Below are 16,061 nucleotides of genomic sequence, written 5' to 3'. Positions count from 1 at the left end.
CCGAGCGAGTCCGCCACCCGGCCCCAGGAGGAGCCCTCGTATGTGGCGTGGCAGGGCGAAGGTGGAACGTGCTGCGGCGGACGCGGCCGAGCGGCTCATGGCGGCCGGCCGGCTGCTGACCCGGGCGCCGGTTTCGGCGGACGGGCGGGCGGTCTACCGTACGGATCAGAGCGTGAATGACGCGCCCTACCGGGAGCGGTGGGCCCATGACAAGGTGGTGCGTTCCACCCACGGAGTGAATTGCACGGGGTCCTGTTCGTGGCAGGTGTATGTCAAGGACGGGCTCATCACATGGGAGACGCAGGCGACGGACTATCCGACGACGGGTCCGGACCGCCCGGAGTACGAGCCCCGGGGCTGCCCGCGCGGCGCTTCCTTCTCCTGGTACACCTACTCGCCCACCCGGGTACGCCACCCGTATGCGCGCGGGGTGCTGGTGGAGATGTACCGGGAGGCGCGGGACCGGCTCGGGGATCCGGTGGCGGCCTGGGCGGAGGTCACCGGGGATCCGGACCGGCGGCGGCGCTACCAGCGGGCGCGCGGCAAGGGCGGGCTGGTGCGGGTGGGCTGGGAGGAGGCGCTGGAGATCGCGGCCGCCGCCCATGTGCACACCCTGCTGGCGCACGGTCCGGACCGGATCGCGGGGTTCTCGCCGATCCCGGCGATGTCGATGGCCTCGCACGCGGTCGGCGCCCGGTTCATGTCGCTGATCGGCGCGCCGATGCTCTCGTTCTACGACTGGTACGCGGACCTGCCGATCGCCTCGCCGCAGGTCTTCGGCGACCAGACCGACGTTCCGGAGTCGGGCGACTGGTGGGACGCGGCGTACCTGATGCTGTGGGGTTCCAACGTACCGGTGACCCGTACGCCGGACGCGCACTGGATGGCGGAGGCCCGCTACCGGGGCCAGAAGGTCGTGGTGGTCTCCCCCGATTACGCGGACGCGACGAAGTTCGCCGACGAGTGGCTGCACCCGCATCCGGGCACGGACGGGGCGCTGGCCATGGCGATGGGCCACGTGATCCTGCACGAGTGCTTCGTGGACCGGCAGGTGCCGTACTTCACGGACTATGTGAAGCGCTTCACCGATCTGCCGTTCCTCGTCGGACTGGAGGAGCACGGGGCGGGCGGCGACGGCGGTGCGGCCCGGGTGGTGCCGGGACCGTTCGTCACGGCACAGGACACCGGGCTCGCCGCGGAGGCCGACGCCGAGGCCCGGCGGTGGATGCCCGTCCTCGTCGACGCGGTCACCGGTGACGCGGTCGCGCCGGGCGGGACGCTGGGCGACCGCTGGCGCGCGGGCGGCGCGGGGCGCTGGAACCTGGATCTGGGGGAGGTCGATCCGCAGCTGAGCCTGTACGGGCGGCCGGACGCGGTCCCCGCGCGGGTGGTGCTGCCGCGCTTCGACCAGGAACGGGGCACGCTGGAGCGGGAGGTGCCGACGCTGCGGGTCGGCGGGCGGCTGGTGACCACGGTCTTCGATCTGCTGCTGGCCCAGTACGGGGTGGGGCGTGCCGGTCTGGGCGGGCAGTGGCCCGGCTCGTACGAGGACGCGGCCGTGCCGTGCACCCCGGCCTGGCAGGAGACCCTCACCTCGGTGCCGGCGCGGGCCGCGGTGCGGGCGGCGCGGGAGTTCGCGCGCACGGCGGAGCAGACCCGGGGCCGCTGCATGATCGTGATGGGCGCGGGCACCAACCACTGGTTCCATTCGGACACGATCTACCGGTCCTTTCTGTCCCTGTTGCTGCTCACGGGGTGTCAGGGCGTCAACGGCGGTGGCTGGGCGCATTACGTGGGCCAGGAGAAGGTGCGCCCGTACGCGGGCTGGCAGCAGCTGTCCACGGCCGCCGACTGGGTCCGTCCGTCGCGGCAGATGGCCGGTACGCCGTACTGGTACCTGCACACCGGCCAGTGGCGGCACGACCGGGCCCCGGCCGACGCGCTCGTCTCCCCGGCCGGCCGGGGCCTGTTCGCCGGGCAGCACACCGCCGACCTGGTGGCCCGCTCGGCCCGCCGGGGCTGGATGCCGTCGTACCCCACCTTCGACGCCAACCCGCTGGACCTGGGCCGGCGCGTCCGCCAGGAGGGCGCGGAAGCGGAGCCCGGCCGGTGGGTCGCGGACGAGCTGGCCGCCGGCCGGCTCGGTTTCGCCTGCGAGGACCCGGACGCGCCGGCCAACTGGCCACGGGTGCTGACGGTGTGGCGGGCCAACCTGATCGGCTCCTCGGCCAAGGGCAACGAGTACTTCCTGGGCCACCTGCTGGGCGCGGACGACAACGCGAGCGCCGAGGAAGTGCCTCCGGAGACGCGTCCGCGGGACGTGACCTGGCGTGCGGAGGCGCCGCGCGGCAAGCTCGACCTGCTGCTGGCGCTGGACTTCCGTATGACGTCCACCACCTTGTTCGCCGATCTCGTGCTGCCGGCCGCGACCTGGTACGAGAAGCACGACCTGTCCAGCACGGACATGCACCCGTACGTGCACGCCTTCTCGCCCGCGATCAGCCCGCCCTGGCAGGCCCGTACCGACTTCGAGATCTTCCACGGGCTGGCCCGGGAGGTGAGCCGGCTGGCCGCCGGTCGCCTGGACGGCGCCTGTGACCTGGTGGCCACCGCCCTCCAGCACGACACGGCAGCCGGAGAGGCGCCGCCGCCGGGGCCGACGGCGCCGCGGTACACGCTCGTGGAGCGGGACTACACCGCGCTCGCCGACCGGCTGGCGGCCCTCGGCCCGCTGCCGCGGGAGCAGGGCATGACCGTCAAGGGCGTCACCGTCCAGGCCGGCCCGGAGGAGGACTGGCTCGGCAAGCGCTGCGGTACGGCGGCGGGCGGCGCGGCGCGCGGCCGTCCGCTGCTCGACACGGACGTGAAGCTGTGCGAGGCGATCCTCGCCCTCTCCGGCACCACCAACGGCCGGCTGGCCGCCGAGGGCTTCCGCGCGCTCGCCGACCGCTGCGGGGCGGACAGCGGCCTGGCGGAGCTGGCCGCCTCGGTCGCCGAGCGGCGCATCGTCTTCTCCGACACCCAGGCCCGCCCGGTGCAGGTGTCGGCGAGCTTCGAGTGGTCGGGCAAGGAGGGCCCCGAGCGCCGGTACGCGCCGTTCACCGTCAACACCGAGCACCGCAAGCCCTGGCACACGCTCACCGGCCGCCAGCACTTCTACCTCGACCACGAGTGGATCGCCGAGTTCGGCGAGCAGCTGCCCGTCTACCGGCCGCCGCTGGACCTGGCCGCGCTCGGCGAACTGCCGCGGTCCGGGGCGTCCGAGGGGCGCTCGGTGACGGTGCGCTACGTGACGCCGCACTCCAAGTGGTCCATCCACTCCGAGTACCAGGAGAACCTGCTGATGCAGACCCTGGCCCGCGGCGGTCCGGTGATCTGGCTGAGCGTGGCGGACGCCGAGGCCGTCGGGGTGGCGGACAACGACTGGATCGAGGCGGTCAACGCCAACGGTGTGGTCGTGGCCCGGGCGGTCGTCTCGCACCGGATGCCGCCCGGCACGGTGTTCATGTACCACGTGCAGGAACGGCTGGTGAACGTGCCGCTGTCGCAGACCACCGGACGGCGCGGCGGTGTCCACAACGCGCTGACCCGGCTGCTGATCAAGCCGACCCACCTCATCGGCGGCCACGCCCAGCTGTCCTTCGCCCCCAATTACTACGGTCCCACCGGCAACCAGCGGGACGCGGTCACCACCATCCGCCGCCGCTCCCAGGAGGTCAGCTACTGATGCGCGTCATGGCACAGATCGCGATGGTCATGAACCTCGACAAGTGCATCGGGTGCCACACCTGCTCGGTCACCTGCAAACAGACCTGGACGAACCGTTCCGGCACCGAGTACGTGTGGTTCAACAACGTCGAGACCCGGCCGGGACAGGGCTATCCGCGCGGCTACGAGGACCAGGACACCTGGCAGGGCGGCTGGCAGCGCAAGCACGGCCGCCTCGTGCCGCGCAGCGGCGGCCGGGCCCGCCGCCTGGCCCGGCTGTTCGCCAACCCCCGGCTGCCCACGCTGGACGCGTACTACCAGCCGTGGACGTACGACTACGACATCCTGACCAGCGCGCCGCTCGGCGACGACGTGCCGACCGCGCCGCCCCGCTCCCTGACCGACGGCCGGCCCACCGCCGTCACCGGCGGCCCCAACTGGGACGACGACCTCGGTGGCGGGCCGGCGCACCTCGCCGGTGATCCCGTGCTGAAGAAGATGAACGAACAGGTGCGCCTGGAGTACGAGCAGGCGTTCATGTTCTACCTGCCGCGGATCTGTGAGCACTGCCTCAACCCGTCGTGCGTGGCCGTGTGCCCTTCCGGGGCCCTCTACAAGCGCATCGAGGACGGCGTCGTCCTGGTCGACCAGGACCGCTGCCGCGGCTGGCGGATGTGCGTGACGGGCTGCCCGTACAAGAAGGTGTACTTCAACCACCGTACGGGCAAGGCCGAGAAGTGCACGCTGTGCTACCCGCGCCTGGAGGCGGGCGAGCCCACCGTGTGCTCCGAGACATGCGTCGGGCGGCTGCGCTACCTCGGTGTCGTCCTCTACGACGCCGACCGGGTCGGCGAGGCCGCCGCCACCCCCGACGAGCGGGACCTGTACGAGGCCCAGCTCTCCTGCTTCCTCGACCCCGCCGACCCCGAGGTCGCCCGCGCCGCCGAGGCCGCCGGCATCCCGCACGACTGGGTCACCGCAGCCCGCGACTCCCCCACGTACGCGCTGATCAGCACGTACCGGGTGGCGCTGCCGCTGCACCCGGAGTACCGCACGATGCCCATGGTCTGGTACGTGCCCCCGCTGTCGCCGGTGGTGGAGTCGCTGACCGCGACCGGGCACGACGGTGAGGATCCGGCCAAGCTGTTCGCCGCCATCGACGCGCTGCGCATCCCGCAGGAGTACCTGGCCCACCTGTTCACGGCGGGCGACACGGCGCCGGTGGAGGCGGCCCTGTGCCGGCTGGCCGCGATGCGCGCGCACATGCGGCGCGCCAATCTCGGCGAGGAGCAGGATCCGGCGATCGCCGCCTCGGCGGGTATGACCACCGCGTCCCTGGAAGCCATGTACCGGCTGCTGGCGGTGGCCAAGTACGAGGAGCGCTACGTCATCCCGACGAGCTACACCGCCGGTGTCCCCGGCGGGACGGACGACGGTTGCAGTCTGGACGGCGAGGGGGCGCCGGGCATGTACGACCCGGAGGGCTTCCACGCCCCGCCCGCCGCGGCGCCGCCGGCCGAACACGCCGGCACCTCGCTGCGGGACCGGGTGAACCTCCTGAACTGGAACGGCCGCGGCCGCCCCGCCGGCCTCTTCCCCCGCCGGCGGGGAGAGGCATGACCACCGCGCCGCCCCGAGGAGAGTCATGAACACCGCCCTGGTCCACCAGGCCGCTTCCCTGCTGCTCACCTACCCCGGACCCGACTGGCCCGCCCGGCTCCGGAGCGTCCGCACGGCCCTGCGGCCGGAGACCGACGGGCGGGCCGCCTCCCTGCTGCGCTTCTGCGCCCGCGTACAGGACGTGCCCACGCTGGCCCTCGCCGCGCGGTACGTCGCCACCTTCGACCGCAGCCCCCGCCGCACCCTGCACCTGACGTACTACACCGACGGCGACACCCGGCGGCGCGGCGCCGCCCTCGCCCGGCTCAAGGCGCGGTACCGCGCCGACGGCTGGCAGCCGGCCCCGGACGAACTGCCCGACCACCTGCCCCTGATGCTGGAATTCGCCGCCCGCGTCCCGACGGCCGGCCGTGGTCTGCTGCACGAGCACCGGGCCGCCCTGGAGCTGCTGCGCCTCGCCCTGGAGGACCACCGCAGCCCGTACGGCGACGTCCTCGACGCCGTCTGCCGCACCCTGCCCGGGCCGCGCCCCGCCGACCGGGCCGCCGCCCGCCGGCTGGCCCGTACCGGGCCCCCGCCCGTGGAGACCGTGGGCCTGGATCCGTTTCCCGGCCCCGAGCCCCGAGGAGCCCGCCGGTGAACCACCTGCACACCGCACTGTGGGGCGTGCTGCCCTACCTCGTCGTGACCCTGCTCGTCGCGGGCACCGCCTGGCGCTACCGCTACGACCGCTTCGGCTTCACCACCCGCTCCAGCCAGCTGCACGAGAGCACGCTGCTGCGCATCGGCTCGCCGCTGTTCCACTACGGGCTGCTCTTCGTCATCGTGGGCCACCTCACCGGTCTGCTCATCCCCGAGACGTTCACCGAGCGCGTGCACATCCACGAGTGGCTCTACCACGCCAACGCCCTCGCGGTCGGCGGCGTGGCCGGGCTGGTCACCACGGTGGGGCTGGCCCTGCTGGTCCACCGGCGGCTGCGGGTGCCCGCGGTACGCGCCGCCTCACTGCGTACCGACCGTGTCCTGCACCCGCTGCTCCTCGCCACGCTGGTGGCCGGGCTGGCCGCCACCGCCACGACCACGAGTGATCATCCCTACGACTACCGTCAGGGGGTCTCGCTCTGGTTCCGCTCCCTGTTCACCTTCAGCCCGGACGTGCCGGTGATGGCGCACGCGCCGCTGGTCCACCAGCTCCACGCCCTGCTGGGCATGGCGCTGTTCGCGCTGTGGCCCTTCAGCCGCCTCGTCCACGCCTTCACCGCGCCCGTCGGTTACGTGTTCCGTCCGTACGTCGTCTACCGGTCGCGCGGGGCGCGGGGGCACGGCGTCCGCCGGTGAAGGGACGGACGTCTGTCCGAAGCGCTCCAGGGCGGTGACGACGGTTCGGAGCGGGTGCGCAGTGGGTACACCGTGCACAATGAGGCTTTTCACCCCCATTGTGACGACGCGTACACGGCGGTTCCGGCCGCCGGACACACCGCGCGGGCCGGTGACCCTGGCCCGCCCGCGTCCGGCTACTGGTCCAGCATCCCCTTCCGCAGCTGCTCCAGGGTCCGGGCGAGCAGCCGCGAGACGTGCATCTGGGAGATGCCCAGCTCGGCACCGATCTGAGCCTGGGTCATCTCCTGGACGAAGCGCATGTCGATGATGCGGCGCCGCCGTTCGTCCAGCTCGTGCAGGAGCGGGGCGAGCGTGTTCAGGTTCTCGACCAGCTCCATCGCCGGGTCGTCGTCACCCATGACGTCGGCGATGGCGCGGCTGTCGCCGGCCGCGCCGGATCCGTCGCCCGTGCTGTCCAGCGAACCCGCCGTGTAGCCGTTGCTGGCGGCGATCGCGTCGACGACCTCGTCCTCGCCGATCTTCAGATCGGCGGCCAGCTCGGCGGAGGTGGGCTCGCGTCCCAGGTCGGCCGAGAGCCGCTCCCCCGCCCTGGACAGCTCGACCCGCAGCTCCTGCACCCGGCGGGGGACGTGCACGGCCCAGGTGGAGTCGCGGAAGAAACGCTTGATCTCACCCACGATGTACGGAACGGCGAAGGTGGAGAACTCCACCTCGCGCGAGAGGTCGAACCGGTCGATCGCCTTGATCAGACCGATGGTGCCGACCTGGATGATGTCCTCCGCGTGCCCCTGGTCCTGGCCCCGGCCGCGGAAGCGGGAGGCGGCGAACCGCACGAGTGAGAGATTCATCTCGATGAGGGTGTTGCGCGCGTACTGGTACTCGGCCGTCCCCTCCTCCAGGGCGGCCAGCCGGGTGAGGAACAGCTTCGACAGCGCTCGCGCGTCCCGGGGGGCCACCTTGGTCGCATCGGGGACCTTGGGCAGCTCAGGCGTCTGCGGCGCCGCCCCCGCCGGCTCGGCCGTCGTCGTCCCCGCTGCACTGTCCTGCACGGCAAGCATGGTCACGTCTTCACCCTTCACAGTACGTACGGTCAGGTGCACCTGCCCTAGTCTTAGGTGTTCAACCCTTGCCTGCGGGAAACAGTTGCTCGTAAGGGTGGTGGACGATCGTTCGGGAAGGGACGGGGGGGGGAGGGCCGCGGTGGTCCGGCCTACAAGCCCTGGCCCGCCCTCGGTAACATTTGCCGGACGGCAATCGAAGATCGCGTGCGGTTGTATGTACACCGCACGAGCAGCACACGACGCGCGCTTGTGCTCCTGCCAACCACCAAGAAAGGACCATGGGTTGAGTTCCACCGAGGCCGCGGCACGCGAGCGTGTCATCGGCGCGCTGCGCGCAGAGACCGACTCCGTCTCCGACCGCTGGGTGCAGCTGCAGCTGGCGCAGGACGAGATGCGCGACATCGTCAGCGAGAGCGAACTGCGGGAGGAGGCGGACGCGCTGCTGAGCGCCCTCCTGCGGGGCCTGGAGAGTGACGTTCCGGCGAACCGGGTGGTGGCCACCGACCGGCCGCTGCGCCAGGCTGTGATCGATCTCTCCATGCGCAGAGCCCGGAACGGCGCCATGCCGACCGTCACCTCACTGGCCATCCTCTCGCTCAAGGAAGCCCTCCTGGAGGCGGTGCAGCGGCAGACCCGGGACACCGAGGAGCTGTTCACCACCGCCGTACTGATAAACCGGCTGCTCGACAGCGCCGGGGCGCTCTCCTTCGAGACGTACGTGGAAGGCCGCGAGGAGATCATCCGCCGGCAGAGCCGCCAGCTCCTGGAGGTGTCCACGCCGGTCGTCCGGCTGTGGCGCCAGGTCCTGGCCGTACCACTGATCGGTACGCTCGACACCACCCGTACGCAGGTGGTGATGGAGAACCTCCTGGCGGCCATCCAGGAGCACGAGGCGCTGGTCGCCATCATCGACATCACCGGCGTGCCGACCGTGGACACCGCGGTCGCCCAGCACCTGATGCAGACCGTCAACGCGGTACGGCTGATGGGCGCGGACTGTGTGATCAGCGGCATCCGGCCGTCCATCGCGCAGACCATCGCCCAGCTCGGCATCGACCTGTCGACCATCCTGACCCGCACCACCCTCGCCGACGCGCTGGCCGCCGCCGTCAAGCTGACCGACGAGGCGTCCGCCCATACGTCCACGGGCGCGCGGGAGAAGCGATGACGGCCCGGCCCTCGGCCGGCGTGCCCATTCTCAGGCTGGGCGACGTCCTGGTCACCGGGCTGCTCAACGAGCTGGACGACGCCACGGTGGTCGCCTTCACCGAGGAGCTGACGACCCGCATCACGGCCGACCGGGCCCGCGGTGTGCTCATCGACATCTCCCGCCTGGAGATCATCGACTCCTTCGTGGCGCGCACGCTGATGGAACTGACCACGATGGCCCGGCTGCTGGGTGCCCGGGTGATCGTCGCGGGCATGCGTCCGCCGGTGGCCATGACCCTGGCCGAACTGGGACTGCGCCTGGCCGGAGTGGAGACCGCCCTGAACACGGAACACGGCATGGCGGCCCTGGGCTGGCATCAGAGTCCCCGTCCCTCAGGAGAGGTTCTAGATGACGGGACTTGGTGAATTCGGCGGTACCGGCGCCACCGGTACCACGACGCTGAGCGGTGACAGCAGGGAACAGGCCGGCCTGCCGACCGAGCCCACGGTGCTCACCGTACGCAGCGAACAGGACCTCCTCGCGATCCGGCACGCGGTGCGGGACGCCACCCTCACGGTCGGCTTCAGCATCGTCGACCAGACACGGGTGGTCACGGCCGCCAGCGAGCTGGCCCGCAACGCCTACATCCACGGAGGTGGCGGAACCATACGGATCGAGTACCCGACCCGGCCCGGCGCCGTGGGCCTGCGGCTGACGGTCGAGGACTCCGGCCCCGGCATCGCCGACATCGACGCGGCGCTCACCGACGGCTACACCACCGGCGCGGGTCTCGGGCACGGGCTGGGCGGCGCGCAGCGCCTGATGGACGAGTTCGAGATCCGTACCCAGGAGGGCGGCGGCACGACGGTGACCGTGACGCGGTGGGCCGACCGTTGACCCTGCCCCTCGCCGTACATCCGACGGCGTACATCCCCGTCGACCACTACAGCGCCGTGCACCTGGCCGCGCAGACCGCGCGGTCGGTGGCGCAGCGCTGCGGGCTCCAGGGGGCGCTGCCCGACCAGGCCGCGGTGATCGCGTCCGAACTGGGCAGCAACCTCGCCAAGCACGCGGTCGACGGGGCGCTGTACGTCCAGGCCCTGCCGCTGGGCACCGGCGTGGAGATCATCGCCGCTGACCGGGGACCGGGCATGCGGGAGTTCCAGCGCTGCCTGGCCGACGGGTACACGACGACCGAGACGCTCGGCGCCGGTATCGGCGGGGTCAACCGCATAGCGACCAGCTTCACCGTCCGTACCCACGAGCCCGGCGGCACCGTGGCCTGCGCCCGGCTCACGCCGCCCGAGGACGCGGACGCCGCCCGCCGGGCGGTCGGCGCCGTCTGTCTGCCCGCCGAGCGGGAAGAGGTCAGCGGCGACGCCTGCGCGGTCACCGAGACCGAGCAGGGGCTGACCGCGATCGTGGTCGACGGCCTCGGGCACGGCCCGGAGGCCGCCGAGGCGGCGCAGCTGGCGCTGCGCACCTTCGCCAGGGTGCCGGACCAGCCGCTGCCCGGGCTGCTGACCACCGTGCACCGCGCGCTGCGGCGCAGCCGGGGCGCGGCCGTCGGGCTGCTGCGGCTGCACGCCGGGCGCGCACAGTACTGCGGTATCGGCAACGTGCGGTGTCTGACCCTCACGCGGCAGGACGTCCAGAACCGCATGACCGGCCAGCCCGGTGTGGCGGGGCTGGAGATGCCGCGGCCGCTGGTCCGCGAGATCCCGTGGGAGCCGCGTTACACCGCCCTGTTGCACACCGACGGCATCGACCACCGCTGGGCGTACAGCCCGGACCCCTTCCTCGTGCGTCTGCCCGCGCCGCTGCTGGCCACGGCCCTCGTGCACGGCCACCGCCGCAGCCGGGACGACGCGACCGTACTGACCGCCAACCTTCACCAGAGACTCTCGTGAGACGTCACACCTTCCATGCGCTGCCGCCGCTGCGCCACGCCGTGCGCCGGCTGGGCGCGGCCAACGCCCTGCCCGTCGAGACCCGCGCGCGCCTCGTGCTGTCCGTGAGCACGCTGGCGGACACGGTGATACGGGCCGGGTACGGAGTCACGCTGGAGTCGTCCCGTACGTGTGCGGCGGATCGTTCCTCCTCGGACGCTGGGCCCCGTGGCTCCGGCCGGTCCGGCGCGGAACCTGTCAGCACCACCGACGGCGCGGTCGGTCTTCAGGACGCCGGGGAGCCGGGCTCCGGTTCCCCGGACGGTGCTTCCGGCGGGGCCGCTTCCCCTGACGGCCGTGGCCAGGACGGCCGGACCGGTGCCGCCGCTGCCGGGCTCCCCGCGGCCCGCTCGGGCGGCGGGGACACCGTGCCCACCGCTGGCCAGGGCGCTTCGGACGCCGCCGGCGGCTCGGGCCCCGCACCGGCGGCGGACGGCCCGGCCGACGCCTCCGCCGCGCCCGCCGGGTCCGGTTTCCTGGCCGTCACCCTGCGTACTCCCGCCCCCGTACTCACGCCGCCCGCCGGAGCCACCCTGCTGCTCCCCGCCGAGGTGTCGCCCGAGGCGGCCACCTGGCACGTACCGCTCCCGGCCGGGACACCGGAGGTCCGGATCCCCTCGGGCCGGCTGCCGGACGGCGGGACGACGGGCGGCAGCGGCCGGACGCGGGGGCATGCCACCGCTCCCCTGCCGACGGGCGCGTCCAACGGCCACGGGGACGCCCCGGCGAACGATCCGGCCACCGAGAACCGTCTGCTGGAGGAGGAGCTGCGGGTCGCCCTGGCCCGGGTGGACTCCCTGGCCGCCGACCAGCGCCGGCTGACGCACGAGCTGGCGGAGACGAACAGCGGGGTGCTGGCGCTCTACGTGCAGCTGGAGGAGCGCGACGAGCAGCTGCGTACGGCCCACGGGCACATCCTGCGTGAGCTGGAGGACGCGCTGCGCCCGCCGCCGATCGCGGTGGACGGGCTGGAACTCGCCGTGCACTACGCGCCGGCCGGTACCGACGCGCCCACCGGAGGCGACTTCTACGACTGGTTCACGCTGCCGGACGGGACGGTCCACATCACCGTCGTCGACGCGCTCGGGCACGGGGTACGCAGTACGCGCAGTGCGCTGAACGTCACGCACGCCGTCCGGACGCTGGCTCTGGAGGGCCATCCGCTGAAGTCCATCGTGGCCCGGACGGACGAGATCCTCGCACCGCTGGACCCGGAGCTGATGGCCACCGTGCTGCTGGCGCGGATCGACCCGGTCAGCGGGGACCTGCTGCTCGCCAACGGCAGCCATCCTCCGGCCCTGGTCGTACGGGCCGCCGGCGGGGAGGAGTATCTGGAGGTCAGGGGGCGCGGGGTCGGCTATCCGTTCCCCGGCAGCGAGCGCCTGCTGCACGCGAAGCTGGACGAGGGGGACCTGCTCGTCCTGTACACGGACGGCCTGACCGAGAGCCGTCGGGATCCCCGGGAGGGCGAGCAGCGGCTCGCGGAGAGCGCCAGGCGGCACCGGAACCGGCCCATCGGGGAGATCCCCGGCGCCATCGCCGAGGACATGCACACCGTCATCCTGCACTCCGACGACACGCTCGCCCTGGCCGTCCGGCTGTCGCCGCGCTCAGGCTGAGCGCTCGCCCTCCCGGGCGACGACGGCGGTGACGGTCTTGCCCTGGGAGGTGATCTCCACGGAGGTGGAGACGGCGAGGCGGCGGACCATCGGCCAGCCGAAGCCGCCGCCCTCGCCGCGTACGTCCGGGTCGCGCTCGCGCGGCGGCCGGTGGCTGGCGTCGGCCACGGCCACCGTGAGGGTGCCGGGCCCGGCCGCCAGGCTCAGGGTGCAGGTGCGGGTACGGGTGTGCCGGACGGCGTTGGTGACCAGCTCGGAGACGATCAGTACGACGGCGTCGGAGGCGTCCCGGCCCGGCGGCGGTCCCAGGCTGTTCAGGAAGTCACCGGCCGCGTCCCGGGCGACGGCTGCCGCCTCGGGGGCGTTCTCCAGCGTCACCAGCAGCGAGGGCGCAGCGGAAACCCTGTGCGGGGCCGTGGCGCTGCTCATCGGGCTCACCTCGTTTCCCGTTGGACCATAAGGCGTACAAGTAGGCAGCTTGCCCGCCAGGCAACGGCGCAATCACCTCGGCGTACAGGGAACCGAGGGTTCCCCTTCGGCCTGATCACGGGCTCCGGCGGGCCGCTCGTAAGCACTGCCCCACGGACCGGATACCCCGTTCGGCACGGGGTACAAGGGCAACCTCGGGCCGGCCGGCGACACGGCCGGCCGGGAAAGCGGAGCACCCGTGAATACGGCCGTACGCGGCCGGGGGGACGGGGGTCCGCTCGTCACCGCTCACGAGATCAAGGAGGAATACGCCATGTCGTCCTCGCTGCTGGAGAGTGTGGACATCAAGGCTCCCGTCGCGGTGAGCTGGGCACTGTGGTCGGACGTCACGAACTGGCCGAAGTTCTTGAGCCACGTGCGGCTGGTCGAGCGCCTGGACGACACGCATTTCGCCTGGCAGCTCTCGCTGCCGGGCGCGGACAAGAATTTCGTGGCGGAACTCACAGAAGTGAAACCGCAGGACCGCATCGCCTGGAAAACCACGGAGGGCGTCCATCACGCGGGCGTCGTCACCTTCCACCGGCTCAGTGACACCTCAAGCCGTGTCACGCTGCAAATAGAGTACTCGCCGGAAGGTTTTGTGGAGCAGCTGGGTGCCCTGACGAATCTGGACTCCACCCTGGCCAACTACGACCTCGGGGAATTCCGGAAACTCGCGGAGACCGCCGCGGCCGGCTGAGACGCGCGGCCCCGGCAGCCCGCCGTACGGCTACTTCCCCGCGCCCGCCACACCGTCGGCTGCCGCCGCCTCGCCCACCGTCTCGTACAGCGGGAGCACCCCTTCGAGGCCGGTCAGGTCGAAGAGGCGGCGCAGCCCGGGCGAGGGCGCGGCCAGGCGCAGCCGGGTGCCGAGCGCGGCGTGCCGCTGGAGCAGCACATTGACGGTCGTGGAGTCGGCGAAGTCCACCTGGGACAGGTCGACGACGACCGGCCGCGTGTCACCTCCGCCCGCTCCGGTCCCGTTGCCGCCCGCCTCCCGGAGGGCGTCCTCCAGGGGTGCGACGGTGTCGATGTCGAGCGGGCCGGTGACGGTGACGACCACCGCGTCCTCGGCACGGTGGCCCTCCCGCACCACGACCTGCGTCGGCCGGTCTGGGCTCGGCGGTGACTGCACGGTGATCCTCAACGGTTACGGGTTCGGTGGCCGGTCACGGACGGCTGTCCGGCCGGATCGGATGATCAACAATAGAAGCGATTGTTGCCGTTTGACAATATTGCAGAAAGGCAACAATCTTGTCCCCGTCACTGAGCAACACGGCTCTGCCCGGAGTGACTTCGGATCGAGAAGCGGGGCCTGCATGACTTCACGCGCTGTCCGCGTCGAGCGAGCGGCGCCCGGGGACCGGACGGTCGCCCTTGGCCGCGCGGTGCACCGCTGCCGCCCTGCGGAACGCGGCCAGGCCCGACGCCAGATCGGCGACCTGCGCCGGATCCATCCGCGCCACGATGGCCGCCACCTCGCCCGTACGGGCCGCCCGGTACTCCTCCAGGAACGCCCGGCCGCGCAGGCTCAGCCGCAGCTCGACCTCCCGCCGGCTCGTCGCGCTCGGACATCGCTCGGCCAGGCCCATGGCCTCCAGGCGGTCGCACAGCCGGCTCACCGCGGGCGGCCGCGAGCCGAGCTCAGCGGCGAGTGTGCGCAGGTTAGTACCCTCGTGTTCCTCGATCACCAGAAGAGCCCGCAACTGGGACGGCGAGACCTGCGCCGAGCGTGCCGTCTCCTGGCCACGGCCCCACAGCACCTCCAGCAGCTCGGAAGCGGCAAGGGTCGCCTCGGTCACCTGCTCGCGTGGGTACGACTGGCCGGGGAAACGGGACACACGACCACTCTGTCACCCTCCGGCCGCCCGCGTCAGCCCGGCCATGTCGAAATCCACCGGAATAAGAATGTTTGAGAGACCGTGACCCTGAGCTGTGATGTGGAAAGAGCGGTCCGCGCGGCGGCGCCGCACGCCTTGGTGGACGCGCTGCGCGCAGCGCTCACCGCGGCCTACGGAGCCACCTCCGTGGATCTGTTCCTCGCGGACTACGGCGGTACGGTGCTCAGGCCGTTCTCCTCGCTCGGCGAGGACCCCGCGGGCGCACTGTCCATCTCCAACACCCCGGAGGGACGCGCCTTCGGCAGCCAGGAACGGCACGAGCGACAGGCCGACCAGGGCAATGCCGTCGACCACCACCTGCCGGTGACGGTCCGCGGCGAACGCCTGGGCATCCTGACCGTCCGGCTGCCCGCCGCACGCAATCTGCCCGGGGTCGCCGATAACCTGGCCCACGCGGCGGACCTGCTCGGCCACGAGATCTTCGTCGCCGAGCGTGACACCGACGTCTACCAGCGGGCCCGCCGTACGACCCGGCTCACCCTGGCCGCCGAGATGCAGTGGCAGCTGCTGCCCGCGCGGGCCTGCGTGGCCGAGGAGTACGCCATCGGCGCCCAGCTGGAGCCGGCCTACGCGATCCACGGCGACAATTACGACTGGGCCGCCGACGCGGACGAGCTGACCCTCGCCGTCACCAACGGCATGGGCACCGGCGTCGAGGCGTCGGTCCTCTCCCACCTCGCGGTCAACGCGCTGCGCAACGCCCGCCGCGCCGGCATCGGCATCGCGGACCAGGCGGCCCTCGCCGACCAGGCCCTCTACGGGCAGTACCGCGGCTCCTCCTACGTCTCCACGCTGCTGCTCCGCTTCCACCTCGCGACCGGCCGGGTCGAGGTCGTGGACGCCGGCTCCCCGCAGCTGTGGCGGCGCCGCGGCCGCAGCATCGACCGCGTCCCCCTGGAACCGCAGCTGCCGCTCGGCATGTTCGAGGAGACGCAGTACGTGGCCCAGGAGTTCGAGGTGCTCCCCGGCGACCGGCTGCTGTTCGTCAGCGACGGCGTGTACGCGGCGGTCTCACCGCCCGGCGAGGAATACGGCGAGCACGCCCTCGCCCGCGCCATCCACGCCACCAGCCTGCTCCCCGCCGCGAGCGTCCCCCGGGCCGTCCTGCGCGACCTGACCGAATACCGCGACGCGGAGTCGATGGACGACGCGCTGGTGCTGTGCCTCGACTGGTTCGGGAAGGCGGGGAGCGGGGGCCGGTGAGGCGGTAGGGCCTGACGGTACGGCCGCGCGCCGCGCCCACG

At 72.4% G+C, this 16,061-nt stretch carries 15 protein-coding genes; 11 read left to right on the top strand and 4 right to left on the bottom strand.

The features are described 5' to 3' along the window. The first annotated feature begins 40 nt into the window (after nt 1-40). Genes AB0L45_RS26885 through narI form a run of 4 tightly spaced genes read left to right on the top strand, consistent with a single transcriptional unit; the run spans nt 41 to nt 6,666 of the window. A complete protein-coding gene (locus AB0L45_RS26885) occupies nt 41-3,727 on the top strand; it encodes a nitrate reductase subunit alpha (protein ID WP_365844238.1) in 3,687 nt (1,228 codons plus the stop codon). Next, the gene (gene narH / locus AB0L45_RS26880; RefSeq protein ID WP_365844236.1) at nt 3,727-5,328 is read left to right on the top strand and encodes a nitrate reductase subunit beta; all 1,602 of its coding nucleotides are present in this window, start codon (nt 3,727-3,729) and stop codon (nt 5,326-5,328) included. The genes AB0L45_RS26885 and narH overlap by 1 nt, the downstream gene beginning before the upstream one ends. Nucleotides 5,329-5,353: 25 nt before the next feature. Further along, complete coding sequence (gene narJ / locus AB0L45_RS26875; protein WP_365844234.1) at nt 5,354-5,968, top strand: nitrate reductase molybdenum cofactor assembly chaperone; 615 nt, start codon at nt 5,354-5,356, stop codon at nt 5,966-5,968. Beyond that, the gene (gene narI, locus AB0L45_RS26870; RefSeq protein ID WP_365844232.1) at nt 5,965-6,666 is read left to right on the top strand and encodes a respiratory nitrate reductase subunit gamma; all 702 of its coding nucleotides are present in this window, start codon (nt 5,965-5,967) and stop codon (nt 6,664-6,666) included. The genes narJ and narI overlap by 4 nt, the downstream gene beginning before the upstream one ends. A 176-nt stretch (nt 6,667-6,842) precedes the next feature. Here the strand turns inward: narI and AB0L45_RS26865 are convergent, their stop codons facing one another. Further along, nucleotides 6,843-7,727, bottom strand: coding sequence for an RNA polymerase sigma factor SigF (locus AB0L45_RS26865; RefSeq protein ID WP_365844501.1), 885 nt, complete (start codon nt 7,725-7,727; stop codon nt 6,843-6,845). A gap of 286 nt (nt 7,728-8,013) precedes the next feature. Here AB0L45_RS26865 and AB0L45_RS26860 point away from each other — a divergent pair, with 286 nt between their 5' ends. The 5 genes from AB0L45_RS26860 to AB0L45_RS26840 are packed head-to-tail and all read left to right on the top strand — an operon-like array spanning nt 8,014 to nt 12,448. Beyond that, the gene (locus AB0L45_RS26860) at nt 8,014-8,898 is read left to right on the top strand and encodes an STAS domain-containing protein (RefSeq protein ID WP_365844230.1); all 885 of its coding nucleotides are present in this window, start codon (nt 8,014-8,016) and stop codon (nt 8,896-8,898) included. Next, nucleotides 8,895-9,305, top strand: coding sequence for an STAS domain-containing protein (locus AB0L45_RS26855; protein WP_365844228.1), 411 nt, complete (start codon nt 8,895-8,897; stop codon nt 9,303-9,305). The genes AB0L45_RS26860 and AB0L45_RS26855 overlap by 4 nt, the downstream gene beginning before the upstream one ends. Continuing rightward, entirely contained in the window at nt 9,289-9,777 is a 489-nt protein-coding gene (locus tag AB0L45_RS26850) for an ATP-binding protein (protein WP_365844226.1), read from the top strand. The genes AB0L45_RS26855 and AB0L45_RS26850 overlap by 17 nt, the downstream gene beginning before the upstream one ends. Further along, the gene (locus AB0L45_RS26845; protein ID WP_365844224.1) at nt 9,762-10,790 is read left to right on the top strand and encodes a SpoIIE family protein phosphatase; all 1,029 of its coding nucleotides are present in this window, start codon (nt 9,762-9,764) and stop codon (nt 10,788-10,790) included. The genes AB0L45_RS26850 and AB0L45_RS26845 overlap by 16 nt, the downstream gene beginning before the upstream one ends. Then, nucleotides 10,787-12,448, top strand: coding sequence for a PP2C family protein-serine/threonine phosphatase (locus AB0L45_RS26840; protein WP_365844222.1), 1,662 nt, complete (start codon nt 10,787-10,789; stop codon nt 12,446-12,448). The genes AB0L45_RS26845 and AB0L45_RS26840 overlap by 4 nt, the downstream gene beginning before the upstream one ends. Here AB0L45_RS26840 and AB0L45_RS26835 read toward each other — a convergent pair. Next, nucleotides 12,440-12,877 carry an ATP-binding protein gene (locus tag AB0L45_RS26835; RefSeq protein ID WP_365844220.1) on the bottom strand — a complete coding sequence of 146 codons (438 nt, stop codon included), beginning with the start codon at nt 12,875-12,877 and terminating at the stop codon, nt 12,440-12,442. The genes AB0L45_RS26840 and AB0L45_RS26835 overlap by 9 nt on opposite strands. Nucleotides 12,878-13,190: 313 nt before the next feature. On the opposite strand from AB0L45_RS26835, the gene AB0L45_RS26830 reads away from it, so the two are divergent. Continuing rightward, complete coding sequence (locus AB0L45_RS26830) at nt 13,191-13,616, top strand: SRPBCC family protein (RefSeq protein WP_365844218.1); 426 nt, start codon at nt 13,191-13,193, stop codon at nt 13,614-13,616. 30 nt (nt 13,617-13,646) lie between these two features. On the opposite strand, the gene AB0L45_RS26825 is transcribed toward AB0L45_RS26830, so the two are convergent. Then, on the bottom strand, nt 13,647-13,979 hold the full coding sequence (locus tag AB0L45_RS26825; protein WP_365844499.1) for an STAS domain-containing protein: 333 nt from the start codon (nt 13,977-13,979) through the stop codon (nt 13,647-13,649). A gap of 262 nt (nt 13,980-14,241) precedes the next feature. Then, complete coding sequence (locus AB0L45_RS26820; RefSeq protein ID WP_365844216.1) at nt 14,242-14,757, bottom strand: MarR family transcriptional regulator; 516 nt, start codon at nt 14,755-14,757, stop codon at nt 14,242-14,244. A 99-nt stretch (nt 14,758-14,856) separates the two neighbouring features. On the opposite strand from AB0L45_RS26820, the gene AB0L45_RS26815 reads away from it, so the two are divergent. After that, a complete protein-coding gene (locus AB0L45_RS26815; protein WP_365844214.1) occupies nt 14,857-16,020 on the top strand; it encodes a PP2C family protein-serine/threonine phosphatase in 1,164 nt (387 codons plus the stop codon). Nucleotides 16,021-16,061 lie beyond the last annotated feature (41 nt).

The sequence above is a fragment of the Streptomyces sp. NPDC052496 genome (assembly GCF_040679095.1).
Lineage (GTDB): Bacteria > Actinomycetota > Actinomycetes > Streptomycetales > Streptomycetaceae > Streptomyces.
This window is presented reverse-complemented; position numbering and strand designations above follow the sequence as displayed.

Excerpts from the sequence above, each read along its gene's own strand:
- AB0L45_RS26885 (WP_365844238.1), top strand. The coding sequence starts at position 41 with ATGTGGCGTGGCAGGGCGAAGGTGGAACGTGCTGCGGCGGACGCGGCC.
- narH (WP_365844236.1), top strand. The coding sequence starts at position 3,727 with ATGCGCGTCATGGCACAGATCGCGATGGTCATGAACCTCGACAAGTGC.
- narJ (WP_365844234.1), top strand. The coding sequence starts at position 5,354 with ATGAACACCGCCCTGGTCCACCAGGCCGCTTCCCTGCTGCTCACCTAC.
- AB0L45_RS26865 (WP_365844501.1), bottom strand. The coding sequence starts at position 7,727 with ATGCTTGCCGTGCAGGACAGTGCAGCGGGGACGACGACGGCCGAGCCG.
- AB0L45_RS26855 (WP_365844228.1), top strand. The coding sequence starts at position 8,895 with ATGACGGCCCGGCCCTCGGCCGGCGTGCCCATTCTCAGGCTGGGCGAC.
- AB0L45_RS26850 (WP_365844226.1), top strand. The coding sequence starts at position 9,289 with ATGACGGGACTTGGTGAATTCGGCGGTACCGGCGCCACCGGTACCACG.
- AB0L45_RS26835 (WP_365844220.1), bottom strand. The coding sequence starts at position 12,877 with ATGAGCAGCGCCACGGCCCCGCACAGGGTTTCCGCTGCGCCCTCGCTG.
- AB0L45_RS26830 (WP_365844218.1), top strand. The coding sequence starts at position 13,191 with ATGTCGTCCTCGCTGCTGGAGAGTGTGGACATCAAGGCTCCCGTCGCG.